Annotated in this window: 12 protein-coding genes; 8 read left to right on the top strand and 4 right to left on the bottom strand. The window is 67.6% G+C overall.

Annotation, left to right across the window (positions count from 1 at the left end; translation table 11 throughout):
* Positions 1-187: 187 nt before the first annotated feature.
* Both DMB37_RS20585 and DMB37_RS20590 read left to right on the top strand, forming a co-directional pair.
* Positions 188-3,058, top strand: a complete 2,871-nt coding sequence (locus DMB37_RS20585) for an FAD-binding and (Fe-S)-binding domain-containing protein (RefSeq protein WP_135234107.1) — start codon at positions 188-190, stop codon at positions 3,056-3,058.
* 362 nt (positions 3,059-3,420) lie between these two features.
* Positions 3,421-4,368 (top strand): DNA-3-methyladenine glycosylase, encoded by a 948-nt coding sequence (locus tag DMB37_RS20590; protein WP_135234108.1) that lies wholly within the window; start codon positions 3,421-3,423, stop codon positions 4,366-4,368.
* Between the two features lie 16 nt (positions 4,369-4,384).
* Here DMB37_RS20590 and DMB37_RS20595 read toward each other — a convergent pair whose 3' ends face one another.
* Complete coding sequence (locus DMB37_RS20595; RefSeq protein ID WP_135234109.1) at positions 4,385-5,101, bottom strand: TetR/AcrR family transcriptional regulator; 717 nt, start codon at positions 5,099-5,101, stop codon at positions 4,385-4,387.
* A gap of 126 nt (positions 5,102-5,227) precedes the next feature.
* Between DMB37_RS20595 and DMB37_RS20600 the strand changes: the two genes are divergently transcribed.
* Positions 5,228-6,730 (top strand): MFS transporter, encoded by a 1,503-nt coding sequence (locus tag DMB37_RS20600; RefSeq protein WP_135234110.1) that lies wholly within the window; start codon positions 5,228-5,230, stop codon positions 6,728-6,730.
* A gap of 69 nt (positions 6,731-6,799) precedes the next feature.
* On the opposite strand, the gene DMB37_RS20605 is transcribed toward DMB37_RS20600, so the two are convergent.
* Both DMB37_RS20605 and DMB37_RS20610 read right to left on the bottom strand, forming a co-directional pair.
* Positions 6,800-7,795, bottom strand: coding sequence for an oxidoreductase (locus tag DMB37_RS20605; protein ID WP_135234111.1), 996 nt, complete (start codon positions 7,793-7,795; stop codon positions 6,800-6,802).
* A 66-nt stretch (positions 7,796-7,861) separates the two neighbouring features.
* On the bottom strand, positions 7,862-8,932 hold the full coding sequence (locus DMB37_RS20610; protein ID WP_135234112.1) for a DNA polymerase IV: 1,071 nt from the start codon (positions 8,930-8,932) through the stop codon (positions 7,862-7,864).
* A 127-nt stretch (positions 8,933-9,059) separates the two neighbouring features.
* Here DMB37_RS20610 and DMB37_RS20615 point away from each other — a divergent pair, with 127 nt between their 5' ends.
* From DMB37_RS20615 to DMB37_RS20625, 3 genes are read left to right on the top strand one after another with little or no spacing between them, the layout of a single operon-like run.
* Positions 9,060-9,665 carry a DUF1707 domain-containing protein gene (locus tag DMB37_RS20615; protein ID WP_135234113.1) on the top strand — a complete coding sequence of 202 codons (606 nt, stop codon included), beginning with the start codon at positions 9,060-9,062 and terminating at the stop codon, positions 9,663-9,665.
* Positions 9,666-9,725: 60 nt separating this feature from the next.
* Positions 9,726-10,280 carry a TetR/AcrR family transcriptional regulator gene (locus DMB37_RS20620; RefSeq protein WP_135234114.1) on the top strand — a complete coding sequence of 185 codons (555 nt, stop codon included), beginning with the start codon at positions 9,726-9,728 and terminating at the stop codon, positions 10,278-10,280.
* Between the two features lie 54 nt (positions 10,281-10,334).
* On the top strand, positions 10,335-10,772 hold the full coding sequence (locus tag DMB37_RS20625) for a PaaI family thioesterase (RefSeq protein WP_135234115.1): 438 nt from the start codon (positions 10,335-10,337) through the stop codon (positions 10,770-10,772).
* A gap of 61 nt (positions 10,773-10,833) precedes the next feature.
* Here DMB37_RS20625 and lon read toward each other — a convergent pair whose 3' ends face one another.
* A complete protein-coding gene (gene lon, locus DMB37_RS20630; protein ID WP_240772555.1) occupies positions 10,834-13,194 on the bottom strand; it encodes an endopeptidase La in 2,361 nt (786 codons plus the stop codon).
* Positions 13,195-13,488: 294 nt separating this feature from the next.
* On the opposite strand from lon, the gene DMB37_RS20635 reads away from it, so the two are divergent.
* Both DMB37_RS20635 and DMB37_RS20640 read left to right on the top strand, forming a co-directional pair.
* Positions 13,489-14,706, top strand: a complete 1,218-nt coding sequence (locus tag DMB37_RS20635) for an ATP/GTP-binding protein (RefSeq protein ID WP_135234116.1) — start codon at positions 13,489-13,491, stop codon at positions 14,704-14,706.
* Entirely contained in the window at positions 14,703-15,299 is a 597-nt protein-coding gene (locus DMB37_RS20640; protein WP_135234117.1) for an RloB family protein, read from the top strand. The genes DMB37_RS20635 and DMB37_RS20640 overlap by 4 nt, the downstream gene beginning before the upstream one ends.
* The last annotated feature ends 3 nt before the right edge of the window (positions 15,300-15,302 follow it).

Below are 15,302 nucleotides of genomic sequence, written 5' to 3' on the forward strand. Positions count from 1 at the left end.
AGCCGTCGGCACCGACACTAAGACCTCAACAAAGGTTCAGAGCAAGTCGATGCCGCCGGATTCCGATTCCGCGCACAGCGAAACTTCCGGGCGATCTCGCAACCTCTGGCCGACCGGCCTTCAGAAGCGCGAGCCGCACACCCGGTCATTCCAAGGCAGCCTGGGATCGAGCCGCGCTTAGGCTGGCGTGGTGACCAAGGACCGAGTGGTGGCGGCGCTGGGCAGCAGGCTCAGCGGTGAGGTCGACGCGTCCGATCGCCGACGGGCGGAGTATTCGTCGGATGCGTCCAACTACCGGGTGCCGCCACGAGCGGTTGTTTTTCCACGCACGGACCAGGATGTGGCCGTCACCGTGGAGTTCGCCAGGGACAACGAATTGTCGGTGACCGCGCGTGGCGGTGGGACCTCGGTCGCGGGCAACGCGATCGGGCCGGGGCTGGTGCTCGACTTCAGCAGACACATGAACGGCATCCTGGAGGTGGATCCGCAGGCGCTGGTGGCACGGGTGCAACCCGGTGTCGTGCTGTCGGAATTGCAGCGCGCGGCCCGGCCCCACGGACTGCGGTTCGGGCCGGATCCGTCGACGCAGAACCGGTGCACCCTCGGCGGCATGATCGGCAACAATGCCTGCGGCCCGCGCGCGGTCGCCTGGGGTCGCACCTCGGACACGGTGCGGGAACTGCGGATTCTCGACGGGACGGGCGTCGAGCGGACCCTCGCGCACGACCTGTCCGTGCTGCCGGGCCTCGCCGAGTTCACCCGGGCGCATCTCGCGGTGCTGCGCACCGACCTTGGTCGTTTCGAACGCCAGGCCTCCGGCTACGGATTGGAACATTTACTCCCCGAACGGGGTTCGGCGGTGGCGAAGGCGTTCGTCGGGTCCGAGGGCACCTGCGGGTTGCTGCTCGACGCGACCGTCGACCTGGTTCCGCTCCCGAAGGCCGCCGTGCTGACGGTGCTCGGCTACCCCGATATCGCCACCGCCGCCGACGATGTCGCCGCCGTGATGGCCTGCAAGCCCACTGCGGTCGAGGGCATCGACGCGCGGCTGGTCGACACGGTCCGTGCCCATCGCGGCACCGTGCCCGAACTGCCGCGCGGCCGTGGCTGGCTGTTCGTGGAAACCACCGGCGACACACCCGCCGAGGCGCTGGCAGGCGCCGAACAGCTGCGCCGGTCGGCCGACGCGCTGGACTCCCGCATTGTCACCGATCCCGCTGCCGCGGCGGCACTCTGGCATATCCGCGCGGACGGCGCGGGCCTGGCCGGTCGCACGCCGGACGGGCAGCCGGCCTGGCCGGGCTGGGAGGACGCGGCGGTGCCGCCGGAACGGCTCGGCGCCTATCTGCGCGATTTCGCCGACCTGACGCGTGCGCACGGCGTGGACGGCCTGCTGTACGGCCACATCGGTGACGGCTGTATCCATGTGCGGCTCGATCTCCCGATCGCCGATGCGCCGCAACGGTTTCGGCGCTTCCTGTTCGACGCGGCGGAACTGGTTGTGCGGTACGGTGGTTCGCTCTCGGGTGAGCACGGGGACGGGCGGGCCCGCTCGGAGTTGCTAGCGCTCATGTACTCCCGGCCGGTGCTCGACGTATTCGCCGAGTACAAGGCACTTTTCGATCCCCACGCGGTGCTGAACCCCGGGGTGCTCGTCGAACCGCGACCGATCGACGCCGATCTACGACTGGCCGGGTTGCCGCTGCTACCTCCGGCGAGCGGTTTCGCCTACCCGCACGACCACGGCGACCTGAGTACGGCGGTGCACCGCTGTGTCGGTGTCGGCAAATGCCGTGCTGATACCAGCGCCGCCGGTGGTTTCATGTGCCCGTCCTATTTGGCCACCAAAGATGAGAAGGACAGCACCCGCGGCCGCGCCAGGGTGCTGCAAGAAGTGGTCCGCGGCGCGCTGCCGTGGTCGTCGGACGCCGTCGCGGAGTCGCTCGATCTGTGTTTGTCCTGCAAAGCATGTCGATCCGACTGCCCGGCCGGCGTCGATGTCGCCACCTATAAAGCCGAGGCGCTGTATCGCCGATACCGGCACCGCCCGCGACCGCTCGATCACTACTCGCTCGGCTGGCTGCCGCGCTGGCTCGCGGTGGCGACCAAGCTGCCGCGCGTCGCCAACGCACTGGCGAATGTCTCGGTGCTGCGCCGAATCGGGTTGCGCGCGGCGGGGATCGACCCGCGCCGCGAGGTACCGCGACTGGCGGATCGCAGCTTTCGCCACATCTGGCGTGACCTCGGCGGCGTAATCCCGCCCGCGGTGTCGGTAGGTCGACCGGAGGAGATCCAGGGCAACGTCGCGGCGGTCGAGACGGGGAGCCTGGTCGACGCACCACGGGCCGAGGGGGACCGGCCCGAGGTGATGCTGTGGATCGACACCTTCACCGACGCCTTCGACCCCGAGATAGCGCTGGCCGCAGCCCAATTGGTGCAGTCACTCGGCTACCGGGTGCGCATCCCAGCCCGCCGCGTGTGTTGCGGACTCACCTGGATCAGCACCGGTCAGCTCGACGGTGCCCGCGCGCGGCTGCGCGGCACGCTGGATGCGCTGGCCGAGCACGTACGCGCCGGCGGCATCGTGGTCGGACTGGAACCGTCCTGTACCGCGGTACTGCGGTCGGATCTGCCCGAACTGCTACCCGAGGATCCGCGCGCGGCGGCCACGGCGCGGGCCGTGCGCACGCTCGCAGAGTTCCTGAGCGAACAACCGAACTGGCGGCCACCGCAATTGCCCGGACGAACAGTGGTGGTTCAGCCGCATTGTCACCATCATGCGACGCTCGGCTTCACAGCCGATCGCCAGTTGTTAACCACAATGGGAATGAATGTGACTGAGGTCACCGGATGTTGCGGTCTCGCGGGAAACTTCGGAATGCAGCGCGACCATTACGACATTTCGGTTGCGGTCGCCGAGAACGGCCTGCTACCCGCGCTGCGGGCCGCCGAGGATGCCGCCGTTTTCCTGGCGGACGGCTTCTCCTGCCGTACTCAGGCGGCGCAATTGGCGGGTCGCCGGAGCCGCCATCTGGCCCAATTCCTGTTGGAGCAGTGAGGCTTTCGCGCACTCGCCGGACGCGCGGTCCCGGCGAGTGCGCGCAACAGGTCAGCTGCCGAAGGGCAGGGTGCCGGGCGGAATCTGATAACCCGAACTACCTGCGGAAACACCGCCCCAGGCGGCGAGCAACCAGTTGAGCAAGTTGGTGATCATTCGATACCTCCATGTGGCGACTGCCAGCTGTTTGCCGATCGGAACCAATATCGCCACGTCCATTCTTCGTGTTACAAAATACCGGGGACCTGCGGTCATGCGAATTCGGTATCGAATAGCGGTGAATTCCGTTGTCCGCGAGGACCTTCTCGACCGATCACGGACTGGCCGCATTCCACTCGGGTGCCATCGGGCAGAATGAGCCGATGCGTAGCGCGATGGTCGAGCCGGTAGGTGAACCGACCGGTCTGACCAGAACCGTGACGTCCGACCGCCCGATCGACCTGGCGTGCACGATCGCGCCGCTGCGCCGCGGCGCGGGCGATCCGTGCCACCAGACCACCCGCGACAGCGCGCACTGGCACGCCTCCCGCATGTCGTCGGGCCCGGTCACCTACCGGCTGACCCAGGCCGGTCCGTGCGCGGTAAAGGGCAACGCCTGGGGGCCCGGTGCCGAGGAGTTCCTCGACGGACTCGACCACATGCTGTGCCTGGACGAGGACCTGGACGGCTTCGTCCCGGACCACCCGAAGCTGGTCGAGGCGCATCGCCGCTTCCCCGGTTTGCGGATGCTGCGCACCGGGCTGGTGTTCGAGGCGCTGGTGCCCGCGGTGCTCGAGCAGAAGGTGCACACCATCTCGGCGCGCGGTTCGTGGCGAAAGCTGGTGCGGCAGTTCGGTGATCCGGCTCCGGGACCGGCGCCCGAGGGCCTGCGGCTGCCACCCGATGCCGATACCTGGCGGCGGGTGCCGTCCTGGGCCTTCCATCGGGCCAATGTCGGTCCGCAGCGCGCGCAGACGATCGTGCGGGCCGCGCGGGTGGCGAGCTCACTGGAACGGGCGGCGGGTGTCGACCCGGCCGAGGCCGCCCGCAGGCTCCGGACGATCGCCGGGATCGGCGCGTGGACCGCCGCCGAGACCGCGCAGCGCGCGTTCGGCGACGCGGACGCGTTGTCGGTCGGCGACTTCCACCTCGCGGCCATCATCGGCTGGACGCTGCTCGGCCACCCGATCGACGACGACACGATGGTCGAATACCTGGCACCGCTTCGGCCACACCGGTATCGGGCGGTCCGGCTGCTGGAGATCAGCGGCCAGGCGCACAAGCCGAAGTTCGGACCGCGCACGCCGCTCACCGATCACACCTGGCACTGAGCGCGCCGACCTCGCGTCAGCCGCGGCGGGCGTCGAGTCCGTCCAACAGGCGCTCCAGGCCGTAGCGGAACTTCCGATCGCGGCGCTCGCGCGGGTCTGCGTCCCAATTCTCCTGCTGCGCCCTCGGATAGTTTTTGGCCGCCGCCTCGGCCGCGGGTCGCAGCGCGGCGACGAACTCCTGCTCCGTTTGCCCGGAGCGGACGAGTAGCGCCAGCCAGGCCGCCTCGCTGATGCCCATTCCGACGACGTAGCTCATCACCGCACTGAGCGCCTCCTCGGTCTCCGCCGACGGAAACCCGCCCGCCTCGAACAGTCCGACCAGGCCATCGTTGAGCCGCATGACATTCGGGCCGAGGTAGGACAGTCCCACCTGGCCGAGCGTCGACGCCATCCACGGGTGCCGCAGGATCATTCCGCGCAGGCTTTGCGCGCACTCCTCGGTGGCCGCCCGCCACGCCGTCGGGTCGGCGATCTTAGGCACCCTGATCTCGCCGTAGACCTCGTCGACGACCAGCTCGATGAGCTCGTCGCGATTGGCGACGTGCCGGTACAGCGAGGTGGCGCCCGCGTTCAGCCGGGCCCCGAGCTGACGCATGGTGAGCGCCTCCATGCCCTCGGCGTCCAGCAGGGCGACGGCCTCGGCCACGATCTGTTCCCTGGTCAGCGCCGGCTGCTCCCTGCCCTTGCGAGGACGGGTCCATACCGATCCGACCTGCTGTTTCTCGACGGCCACGTCGACTCCTTCCGGTTGCCCACAGCGTAGCGCACGATGTTCGCACTTGCGAACGTCCGAAACGTGTGCGTACATTGTTCGCAACGATAGAACGTTGTACGCAACGCCGTGAGAAGAGAGCTTCCGATGAATCCGATCGAGACCCGCAATCCGAAGCGCTGGTGGATTCTGATCGTGCTGTGCCTCAGCACGCTGGTCCTGGTCATCGACAACTTCGTGCTGGCCGTGGCGGTGCCGCCGCTGGCCGAGGACCTGAACGCCAGCGCCCAGGACATCCAGTGGATCCTGGATTCCTACATCCTGGTTTTCGCCGGTCTGCTGCTCACCTCGGGCAGCCTGGCCGACCGGTTCGGCAGGCGCCGGGTGATGATCATCGGCCTGGTCTTGTTCGGACTGGCCTCACTCGGCGCGACGCTGGCGTCGAGTCCGATCGAGATGATCGTGGCCCGCACCGTGATGGGTGTCGGTGGCGCACTGGTACTTCCGAGCACGTTGTCGATCCTGATCACCGTGTTCGACGATCAGGAGCGCCGCAAGGCGATGAGCTTCTGGAGCGCCGCCTCGGTGCTCGGACTGGTCGGCGGGCCGGTGCTCGGCGGCGTGCTGATCGCGCACTTCTGGTGGGGCGCCGCGTTTTTGATCAATATTCCGGTCGCGATCGTGGCCATCGTCGCCGCGGTGGTGCTGATGCCGGAGTCCAAGGGACCGTGGACCGCGCCCGACGTGCCCGGTGCGGTGCTGTCCATGGTCGGCATGACGGCGCTGGTGTGGACCATCATCGAATTCCCCAAGGGCGGTTTCGATCACGCCTCCACGCTGAGCACGCTGGCCATCGCGATCGTGAGCTTGGTCGCGTTCATCGTGTGGGAGAAGCGCGTCGAACACCCGATGGTTCCGCTCGACCTCTTCCGCAACCGTGACTTCACCGGCGGCAGCCTGTCGCTGACCCTGGTCCAGGTTGCCAACGGTGGCCTGCTGCTCGTGCTCACCCAGTACCTGCAGTTCGTACTCGGCTACTCGCCGACCAAGGCGGGGCTGGCGTTCATTCCGATGATGGTGGCCTCCATCGTGTTCAACGGGCTCGGTGCCGGTCTCGGCAGCAAGGTCGGCAACCGCACCCTCGCCGTCACCGGCATGCTCGTCTCGGCCGTCGGCCTCGGCCTGCTGGCCGGACTGTCTGCGGACAGCGGTTTCGGCATGCTCGCACTCGCGCTGGTAATCCTCGGTGCCGGTGCGGGACTGGCGCAGCCCGCGGCCATCGCCGCACTGATGGGCGCGGTGCCGCAGGAGCAGGCGGGGGTCGGGTCCGCGCTGAACGACACCATTCAGCAGGCGGGTGCTGCGCTCGGTATCGCGGTGCTCGGCAGCATCCTGTCCAGCACCTACACCAGCAGCATGCCGGACTCGGCGCCCGAAGCCGCCCGGCATTCGATCGGTGACGCGCTCGCGCTGGCCGCGCGCACCGGCGACACCGCCCTGTTCGGCACCGCGCGGGAGGCGTTCACCGACGCCATGTCGGTCAGTTTCGTCGCCGGTGGGGTGGGCATCCTGGCCGGCGCGGTGGTCGCCCTGGTCGTCATGCGCAACAAGAACAACGCCACGGTGGACGAGGTCGCACTCGTCGATTAGCACAAACGGAAAAGACCGGCTCGATCACTTGTCGAGCCGGTCTTTTCGCATGAATTGCGTTCTATCCGTTCAGAATTCGCCGAGTACGTTGAAGACGGTGCGGCCGCTGTGGCTGCCGTGCTGGATGGTGTGCAGCACCTCGGTGGCGTCGGTGACGGCCGCGAAATTGGTGAGCGACGAGAGATGTTGCGGGCGCAGCTCGTTCGCGAGGCGGCCCCACAGCTCACGGCGCTTCTCGATCGGCAGGAAGACTGAGTCGATGCCGAGCAGGCTGACACCGCGCAGGATGAACGGCAGCACCGTGGTGGGCAGGCCGGGGCCCCCGGTCAGACCGCTGACCGCGACCACGCCGCCGTAACCGGTGGTGCTGAGCACGTAGGCGAGCGATTTGCCGCCGACACTGTCGACCGCGGCGGCCCAGCGGGCCTTGTTCAGCGGTCGCGGCTTCGCGTCGGGATCCTCCGGCAGCCGGCCGATCACCTCGTTGGCGCCGATCTCGGCGAGCAGCTCGCCCGCGTCGGTCTTGCCGGTGGAGGCGATGATCTCGTAGCCGAGGCCGGACAGAATGTCGATGCTCACGCTGCCGACACCGCCGGTCGCGCCGGTGACCAGCACCGCGCCCGTCTCCGGGGTGATGCCGTGGTCGAGCAGGGCCTGCACGCTCAGACCGGCGGTGAAGCCCGCCGTGCCGAGCGCGGCGGCATCCCTCGGGCTCAGGCCGTCCAGCTTCACCACCCAGTCGGCGGGCACCCTGGCGTACTCGGCGAACCCGCCGTTGTGCGAGACGCCGATGTCGTAACCGTGCGCCACCACCAGGTCGCCGGGTGCGAAATCGTCGTCCTCGGACGACACCACCTCACCGGTGATATCGATGCCGGGGATGATCGGATACTTGCGCACCACCCCGCCACCGGGCGTGATCGCCAGCCCGTCCTTGTAGTTCGCGCTGGAGAAATGCACCTTGATCGTCACCTCGCCGGGCCCGAGGAAATCCTCCCCGACCTCCTGCTTGGTCAGCACGATCCCGCTGTCCGATTCATGCGCCACCATCGCCCAGAACTCCATGCGACGAGCATACGAGCGTCGGCCCGCGTCCGCGCGGCTCCCGAGGTCCGCGCCGGAGTGGGCGGGCTACTCGGGGACGAGTTCGAGGCGGACGCCGAGCAGGCGGATCGGACGGTCGAGCGGGAAGCGGTCGATGATGCGCAGGGCGGTGTCGGTGATTTCGGCGGGGTCGATGGTGGGCGTGGGCAGTTTCTCCTGTTTGCTGCGGGTGTAGAAGGTGTTGGTGCGGACGGTGACCGAGACCCGGGTGCCGACGCGGCCCGCTTCGGCCATCTCTTCGGCCACCTCGGTGGCGAGGCGGGCTACCTGCGCGCGGATTTCGGCGGGGTCGGTGAGGTCGCGGGGGAAGGTCTCGGATTTGCTGCGGCCCACCGGGACCCGGGGTTCGGTCGTGACGTCGGTGTCGCCTTTGCCGTGACCGAGGACCCAGAGGTAGGGGCCGGTGGTCGGGCCGAATTCAGCGGCGAGGCGCTGCCGGTCGGCGGCCATCAGGTCGGCGACGGTGTGGATGCCGAGGTCGGCGAGGCGGGCGGCGATCCGAGTGCCGATGCCCCACAGCGCATTGGTCGGGCGGTGTGCCATCACCTCGGTCCAGTTCGCGGCGGTGAGGCGGAAGATGCCTGCGGCCGCGCCCGGGTCGGTGGCCGGTCCGGCGGCGGACTTGCCCGTCGATTTGGCGAAGCCGGTGGCCAGTTTGGCGGTGAGCTTGTTGTCCCCGATGCCGATCGCGCAGGTCAGCTCCAATTGCTCGATGGCGCTGCGTATTTCGCGGGCGAGGGCTTCTGGGTCCGCGGTGTCGGTGGCGAGGAACGCCTCGTCCCAGCCCCACACCTCGACGCGGCCGGGAAAAGTCCGCAGCAGCGACATGACCTCCTCCGACGCCTCCTCGTAGCTGGCCATGTCCAATGGCAGGAACACGCCCTCCGGACACTTGCGCTGGGCGCTGCGCAGCGCCATCCCGGCTCGCACGCCGAACGCGCGCGCCGGATAGGACGCGCAGGTCACCACCTTGCGGGGCTCGGCGGGATCGCCGTTGCCGCCGACGATGACCGGCAGGCCGCGCAGTTCCGGGTGCCTGCGGAACTCCACCGCGGCCTGGAACTGATCGAGATCGACATGCAACAGCCACCTGGCCATATGTCCGTCTTACCCCACGGGGGTGACAGACAGCCGGACTTCCGGTCCGATCGGGCGCTGACGGCGGCGTCTGGAACGGCAGCGCGTCGTACGATTTCGGTGAGGACCACCAAAGGGGAGCACTCCGATGACCGACCCGCAGGACGAGCCCACCGCACTGCCCGAGGTTCGCGTCGGCCACGTCGACCGGGAGATCGCCGCTCGACAGCTGCAACTCGCGGTCGAGGAGGGGCGACTGGATCTACTGGAGCTGGATCGGCGACTCGTCACCGTCTACTCGGCGCGGACCACCGATGAACTGGTGGCCGTCACGGCGGATCTGCCTGCGGCCGCCACGGCCCGCGAGCCGATCGAGCTCAGTGTCGGGAGCGGGACGCGCAAGAAGGGCGGGCAGTGGATCGTGCCCGCCGAGATCACCGCCGAATGCACTTCCGGCACCATCGTCATCGACTTCAGCCAGGCCTTCTGCCCGCATCGCGAGGTGGTGCTGCACGCATCCGTCGGCTCGGGCGGCCTCAAACTGATCGTGCCGCGCGGCTGGATGGTCGACGTAGACCGCGTGCGGGCCAAGAGCGGTGATGTGCGCAGCAAGGTCACCGGTCCGGTGCGGCCCGGTGCACCCCTGTTGCGGGTGGATGGCCGCGTCGGCTCCGGCGCGCTCCTCGCGCGGTATCCGCGGCGACCCCGCCGGTCCTTCGTGGCGTGGTTGCTGAATAAGCCGCGCCCAGCCTGACTCGACCGCATTGCCGATCGGGCCATTGCGCTGTCCGAAAAACAGAACTAAATTCTGGTTATGAAGATTCGAGATCGGTTGCTGTTGGCGGCCGAGCGGCAGTTCGCGGAGCAGGGGGCGCTGGAGGCGACGCTGGCCCAGATCCGCGACGCGGCGGGCGCCAGCGTCGGCGCCCTCTATCACCACTTCCCGGACAAGGCGGACCTGTATCGGCAGGTCTGGGCGAACGCGCTCGTCGACTACCAGCAGCACTTCTGGGCAGCGGTCGGCGACAGCGCCGATGCCAGGGAGGGGATCACGGCGGGGGTACGGGAACACCTGCGCTGGGTGGCCGAGAACCAGTACCGGGCAAAGGTTCTCACCTCCGCCCGGCCGCCGGGGGTACGGGAGAGTGACAGCAATCGCGAGTTCCTGCGCAATGTCGTGCGCTGGTGGCGCACGCACGCCGGGTACGGCGCGGTGCGCGATCTGTCGTTCGATCTGGTGTACGCGCTGTGGTTAGGCCCGGCGCAGGAGTACAGCAGGCAGTGGCTCGGCGGCGACATGCGCGCCGCGCCGACCGACGTCGCGGACGACCTCGCGGACGCGGCGTGGCTCGCATTGCGCGCAGCTTGAAACTGCGTCGCCCCAACGACTATCGCGCCTCGGCGCGTGAACGAAGGACAGCTGATGACCGCGACCATAGATATCGACCTCGCCAAGAAGGTCCTCGCCGCACAACCCTTCGCCGAGCTGGTCGGCACCGAGATCGCCGAATTCGGTGACGGCACAGTCACTCTGGTGATCCCCATCCGCCCCGAACTCGGCCAGCAGTTCGGCTTCGTGCACGGCGGCGTGCTGTCCTACGCGGCCGACAACGCGCTCACCTTCGCCGCGGGCACCGCCCTCGGCCCGAACGTGCTGACCGGCGGTTTCACCATCACCTACCTGCGCCCCGCCGCGGGCCAGCGACTACGCGCCGTCGCCACCGTCACCGGCGCCACCCGCCGCCAAGCCGTGGTCCGCTGCGAGATCTACGCCGAGGACGCCGGCACCGAACCGGTGCTGTGCGCGGTGGCGCAGGGCACCGCCCGGTCGGTCGAACGCGAATTGGCAAGTCGCACCTGACAACCCGCCACGCACACAGAAAAGGCCGGGCACCTCAGGTGCCCGGCCCATCCTCCTCCCGTCAGGCGGTGGCCGCGAAGGCCCGTCCGTCCAGGGCCGGTTCGGCGACCGGCTCGATGGCGTAGGCCAGGATGTCGGCAACGTCACCGACGGGGCGGACATCCAGTGCGGCAAGCACTTCGGCCGGGACGTCGTCCAGGTCCGGCTCGTTGCGAGCCGGGATGAACACCGTCTTCAGGCCGGCCCGCTGCGCGGCGAGCAGCTTCTGCTTGACGCCGCCGATCGGCAGCACCCGTCCGTTCAGCGTGACCTCACCGGTCATGCCGACATCGGCGCGCACCTGCCTGCCCAGGGCCAGCGACACCAGGGCGGTGACCATGGTGACGCCCGCCGACGGTCCGTCCTTGGGCACCGCGCCCGCCGGGAAGTGCACGTGGATATTGCGATCCAGCACCGACGGCTCGATGCCGATCTCTTCCAGGTGCGAGCGCACGTAGGTCAGCGCGATCTGCGCGGACTCCTTCATCACGTCGCCGAGCTGGCCGGTCAGGGTCAGCGAACGCTCGCCCTCCGCGGCGTTGGCCTCGATGTAGAGGACGTCGCCGCCGAGACCGGTGACCGCGAGCCCGGTCGCCACACCCGGCACCGCAGTGCGTTCCACCGAGTCGGGGGTGAAGCGCGGACGGCCCAGGTACTCCTTCAGATCGCCGAGGTCGATCGTCAGCGCCTGCTTCGCCGCGCTCTCGGACTGCACCGGCGCGTCGTAACCCAGCTCGGCGTCGTAGCCGAGATCCGCTGTGCCCGAGTCGGTCCCGCCCTCGGACAGGCGAGTCGCGGCCTTGCGCAACGCCTTGGCGATCAACCGCTCCATCTGCCGCACTCCGGCTTCCCGGGTGTAGTTGGCGGCGATCTCGCGCAGCGCCGCGTCGGTGACGGTCACCTCGTCGGTGGTCAGCGCGTTGCGTTCCAGCTGCCTCGGCACCAGGAAGTCGCGGGCGATGTCGACCTTGTCGTCCTCGGTGTAGCCGTCCACGGTGATCAGCTCCATCCGGTCCAGCAGCGGGCCGGGGATGGTCTCCATGACATTGGCGGTGGCGATGAACAGCACGTCGGAAAGGTCGAGATCCAGGTCGAGGTAGTGGTCGCGGAACGTGTGGTTCTGCGCCGGATCCAGCACCTCGAGCAGCGCGGCCGCCGGGTCACCCCGGAAGTCCGAGCCCACCTTGTCGATCTCGTCCAGCAGGACAACGGGATTCATCGAACCCGCCTCCTTGATGGCGCGGACGATCCGGCCGGGCAGCGCGCCGACATAGGTACGCCGGTGGCCACGGATCTCGGCCTCGTCGCGCACGCCGCCGAGGGCGACCCGGACGAACTTGCGGCCCATCGCGCGAGCCACGGATTCACCGAGCGAGGTCTTGCCGACACCGGGCGGACCGACCAGCGCGAGCACCGCGCCGGAGCCGCGTCCGCCGACCACCTCCAGTCCACGCGCGGCCCGGCGGGAACGCACCGCCAGGTACTCGACCATGCGGTCCTTGACCTCGTCCAGGCCGTGGTGATCGGCGTCCAGCACCGCGCGGGCGGCCGAGACGTCGGTGCTGTCGGTGGTGCGCACCGTCCACGGCAGCTCCAGCACCGTGTCGAGCCAGGTCCGGATCCAGCCGGATTCCGGGCTCTGATCGCTGGCGCGTTCCAGCCTGCCGACCTCGCGCAACGCCTCGGCGCGCACATTGTCCGGCAGGTCGGCCTGCTCGACCCTGGTGCGGTAGTCGTCGGCGCCGTCCGGCTCGTCCTCGCCGAGTTCCTTGCGGATCGCGTTGAGCTGCTGGCGCAGCAGGAACTCGCGCTGGCTCTTCTCCAGCCCCTCGCGGACGTCGTCGCTGATCTTCTCGGTGACCTCGGCCTCGGCGATGTGGTCCTTGGTCCACTCGATCAACGTCTTCAAACGCTGGGTGACATCCGGGGTTTCCAGCAGTTCACGCTTCTGCTCGTCGGTCAGGTACGGCGCGTAACCCGCGGTGTCGGCGATCGCCGACGGGTCGCTGAGCTGATTGACCGCGTCGATGATCTGCCAGGCCTCGCGGCGCTGCAGCACCGAGACGACCAGCTTCTTGTACTCGGCGGCCAGCTCTTTCGTCCGGCCGTCCGGGGTGGGAACCTCGACCGGCTCCGCCTCGACCCACAGCGCGGCACCCGGCCCGGTCACCCCGTGCCCGATCTTGGCCCGCCGTTCGGCCTTCAGTACGGCCGCCGGCGCGCCGCCGCGCATCCGGCCGACCTGTTCGATGGTGGCGACCACGCCATAGGTGGCGTAGCCCTCGGCCAGCCGCGGCGCGAGCAGCACGGCATCGGTCTTCGCGGCGCGCGCGGCGTCGATGGCGGCCTGCGCCGATTCGTCCAGTTCGATGGGCACGACCATGCCCGGCAGCACGATCGGATCGGTCAGGAACAGCACCGGCAGGTTCTGTGGTGTAGTCACGTGTTCGACCCTTCCAAAAGTTGAGCGATACCAACTCAACCCCACCCCCACCCACTTTGTTCCGAACTTCCCCGACGTTCGCTGTGGGCGAAGAAGTGCTGCAACAGAGGCCGGGAGACGTGAGATCCTGAAGATACATGGCCTCGAAGAGGTCGAGATTCTCTTGATTACAAGCCCTATGATGCAGGTAAACTGCACAGAAGGGCACAAAGCCTCGCGGAAGGCGGTCTTACGGTGCTACGCAGCTTTCGATTCGCAAACCACAAGTCGTTCGCTGACGAGCAGGAACTGTTGCTGATACCGGCAACTGGCGATGCCGTCAATGCGGCACTGCCAGTGGCCGCCGTCTACGGCGCGAATGCTTCCGGCAAGAGCAATCTGCTCGACGCGCTGTCGTTCATGGGGAGCACGGTCACCGGCTCGTCGTCCAGTCGGCGGCGCGACAGCGACCCGCTGCGGATGCCTTTTCGACTGGATTCGGCACGCGGTAGCGCGCCATCACTGTTTGTCGTCGAGTTCATTGCGGACGAAATCCGCTACACGTACGGCTTCAGCATCAGTGACGAACGCGTCCTCGAAGAGTGGCTGTACAGCTATCCGGCGAAGCGTAAGCGAGTCCTTTTCGAACGGGAGGACGACCGCTTCTCGATCGGTTCGACACTCGCCGAGATCAAGTCGGAACTCGTGGTATTGCAACGTCTGACCCGCCCCGACACCCTGTTCTTGACGCGGATCCTGGAAGCAAACTTCAGCGGACCCATCGGTGATCATTTTCTTTCCATCTACTGGTGGTTTTACGCGATCCTCAATACGCCGGACCATGACGGAACACGCGTCGTGGAAGCCGACGGCATCGAACGTCTGCTCGCGGAAGACTCCCCGTCACGTGCCCGGGTGTTGGAACTGATCCGTGCGGCAGACGTCGGGATCTCAGATGTCCGCGTCGATGTCGAGCGTCCTGACGACTACAGCGATTACGAAGTACGGCGACTGGTGTTTCGCCACGGCCGAAGCCGCACCGAGTTCAGGGCCTCCGACGAATCATCCGGTACACGTTCCTGGCTACGCATTCTCCCCGGTGCGCTGGCGGCGCTGGCAAAGGGCTACGTCCTAGTCATCGACGAGATCGACACGAGCCTGCATCCACTACTCACCGCCGAACTGGCCGCGCTGTTCCAGGATCCCGCCACGAATCCGCTCGGCGCACAGTTACTGTTCACGTCCCACGACCCAAGTCTGCTCGGTACGGCAGTACGACCCGGCGGATTGCTGCGACGCGACCAGATCTGGTTTGTCGACAAGGATGCCGACGGAGCAAGCACGCTCTACCCGTTGACAGACTTCAAACCACGGCGAGAGCACAACCTCGAACGTCGTTATTTGAACGGCGCGTATGGCGCGATACCCAGCCTTGACCCCGTCCGGTTCGCCAACGCGATCCGCAGCGCATGACACGACGCGAGAACTCATCCAAACGGCGAAAGGCCTTCCGGGAGCCGCGGACTCTGATCCTCATCGTCTCGGCAAAAAAGACCGAGCCCGCCTACTTCAGCGGCCTGAACCGGCACCTGGCCAACCCTGCGTACAAACTCACCGTGGTGGGCCGACACGAGGATCCGAGCAGACTCGTCCGGTTCGCCTCGAAATATGGTTCGGGATTCAATCACGTTTGGTGCGTAGCCGATGTGGATGAGTTCGACATCGCAGCCACAACCAAGCTGGCGCATACCAGCAATGTATCTCTCGCGGTATCCAATCCTTGCTTCGAGTACTGGCTGCTCCTGCACTTCGAACACTGTCGTGCGCCTATGAAGAGATGCGGGGAGGACGTCACACCGCGACTGCGGAAACATTTGCCCAGCTACGAAAAGCAAGACTTGGACTTCGGTGACTTCGCCGAGAAGTTGGACGACGCGTTGCGCCGTGCCAAAAGGCAATGTGCCGATTTTGGCGGCGAATACCTGACCAATCCTTCCACGGGGGTATGGGCCTTGGTCGAGCTGTTGATGCGAGCGAGCGCCCAGTCCGACAACCCCGAACGGTGATTC

Origin of the sequence: Nocardia sp. CS682, from assembly GCF_004634405.1 — a bacterium.
Taxonomy (GTDB): Bacteria; Actinomycetota; Actinomycetes; order Mycobacteriales; family Mycobacteriaceae; genus Nocardia; species Nocardia ninae.

Coding starts and splice junctions, on each gene's coding strand:
- DMB37_RS20605 (WP_135234111.1), bottom strand. CDS start 7,795: ATGGAGTTCTGGGCGATGGTGGCGCATGAATCGGACAGCGGGATCGTG.
- DMB37_RS20620 (WP_135234114.1), top strand. CDS start 9,726: ATGAAGATTCGAGATCGGTTGCTGTTGGCGGCCGAGCGGCAGTTCGCG.
- DMB37_RS20625 (WP_135234115.1), top strand. CDS start 10,335: ATGACCGCGACCATAGATATCGACCTCGCCAAGAAGGTCCTCGCCGCA.
- DMB37_RS20590 (WP_135234108.1), top strand. CDS start 3,421: ATGCGTAGCGCGATGGTCGAGCCGGTAGGTGAACCGACCGGTCTGACC.
- DMB37_RS20600 (WP_135234110.1), top strand. CDS start 5,228: ATGAATCCGATCGAGACCCGCAATCCGAAGCGCTGGTGGATTCTGATC.
- DMB37_RS20610 (WP_135234112.1), bottom strand. CDS start 8,932: ATGGCCAGGTGGCTGTTGCATGTCGATCTCGATCAGTTCCAGGCCGCG.
- DMB37_RS20615 (WP_135234113.1), top strand. CDS start 9,060: ATGACCGACCCGCAGGACGAGCCCACCGCACTGCCCGAGGTTCGCGTC.
- lon (WP_240772555.1), bottom strand. CDS start 13,194: ATGGTCGTGCCCATCGAACTGGACGAATCGGCGCAGGCCGCCATCGAC.
- DMB37_RS20640 (WP_135234117.1), top strand. CDS start 14,703: ATGACACGACGCGAGAACTCATCCAAACGGCGAAAGGCCTTCCGGGAG.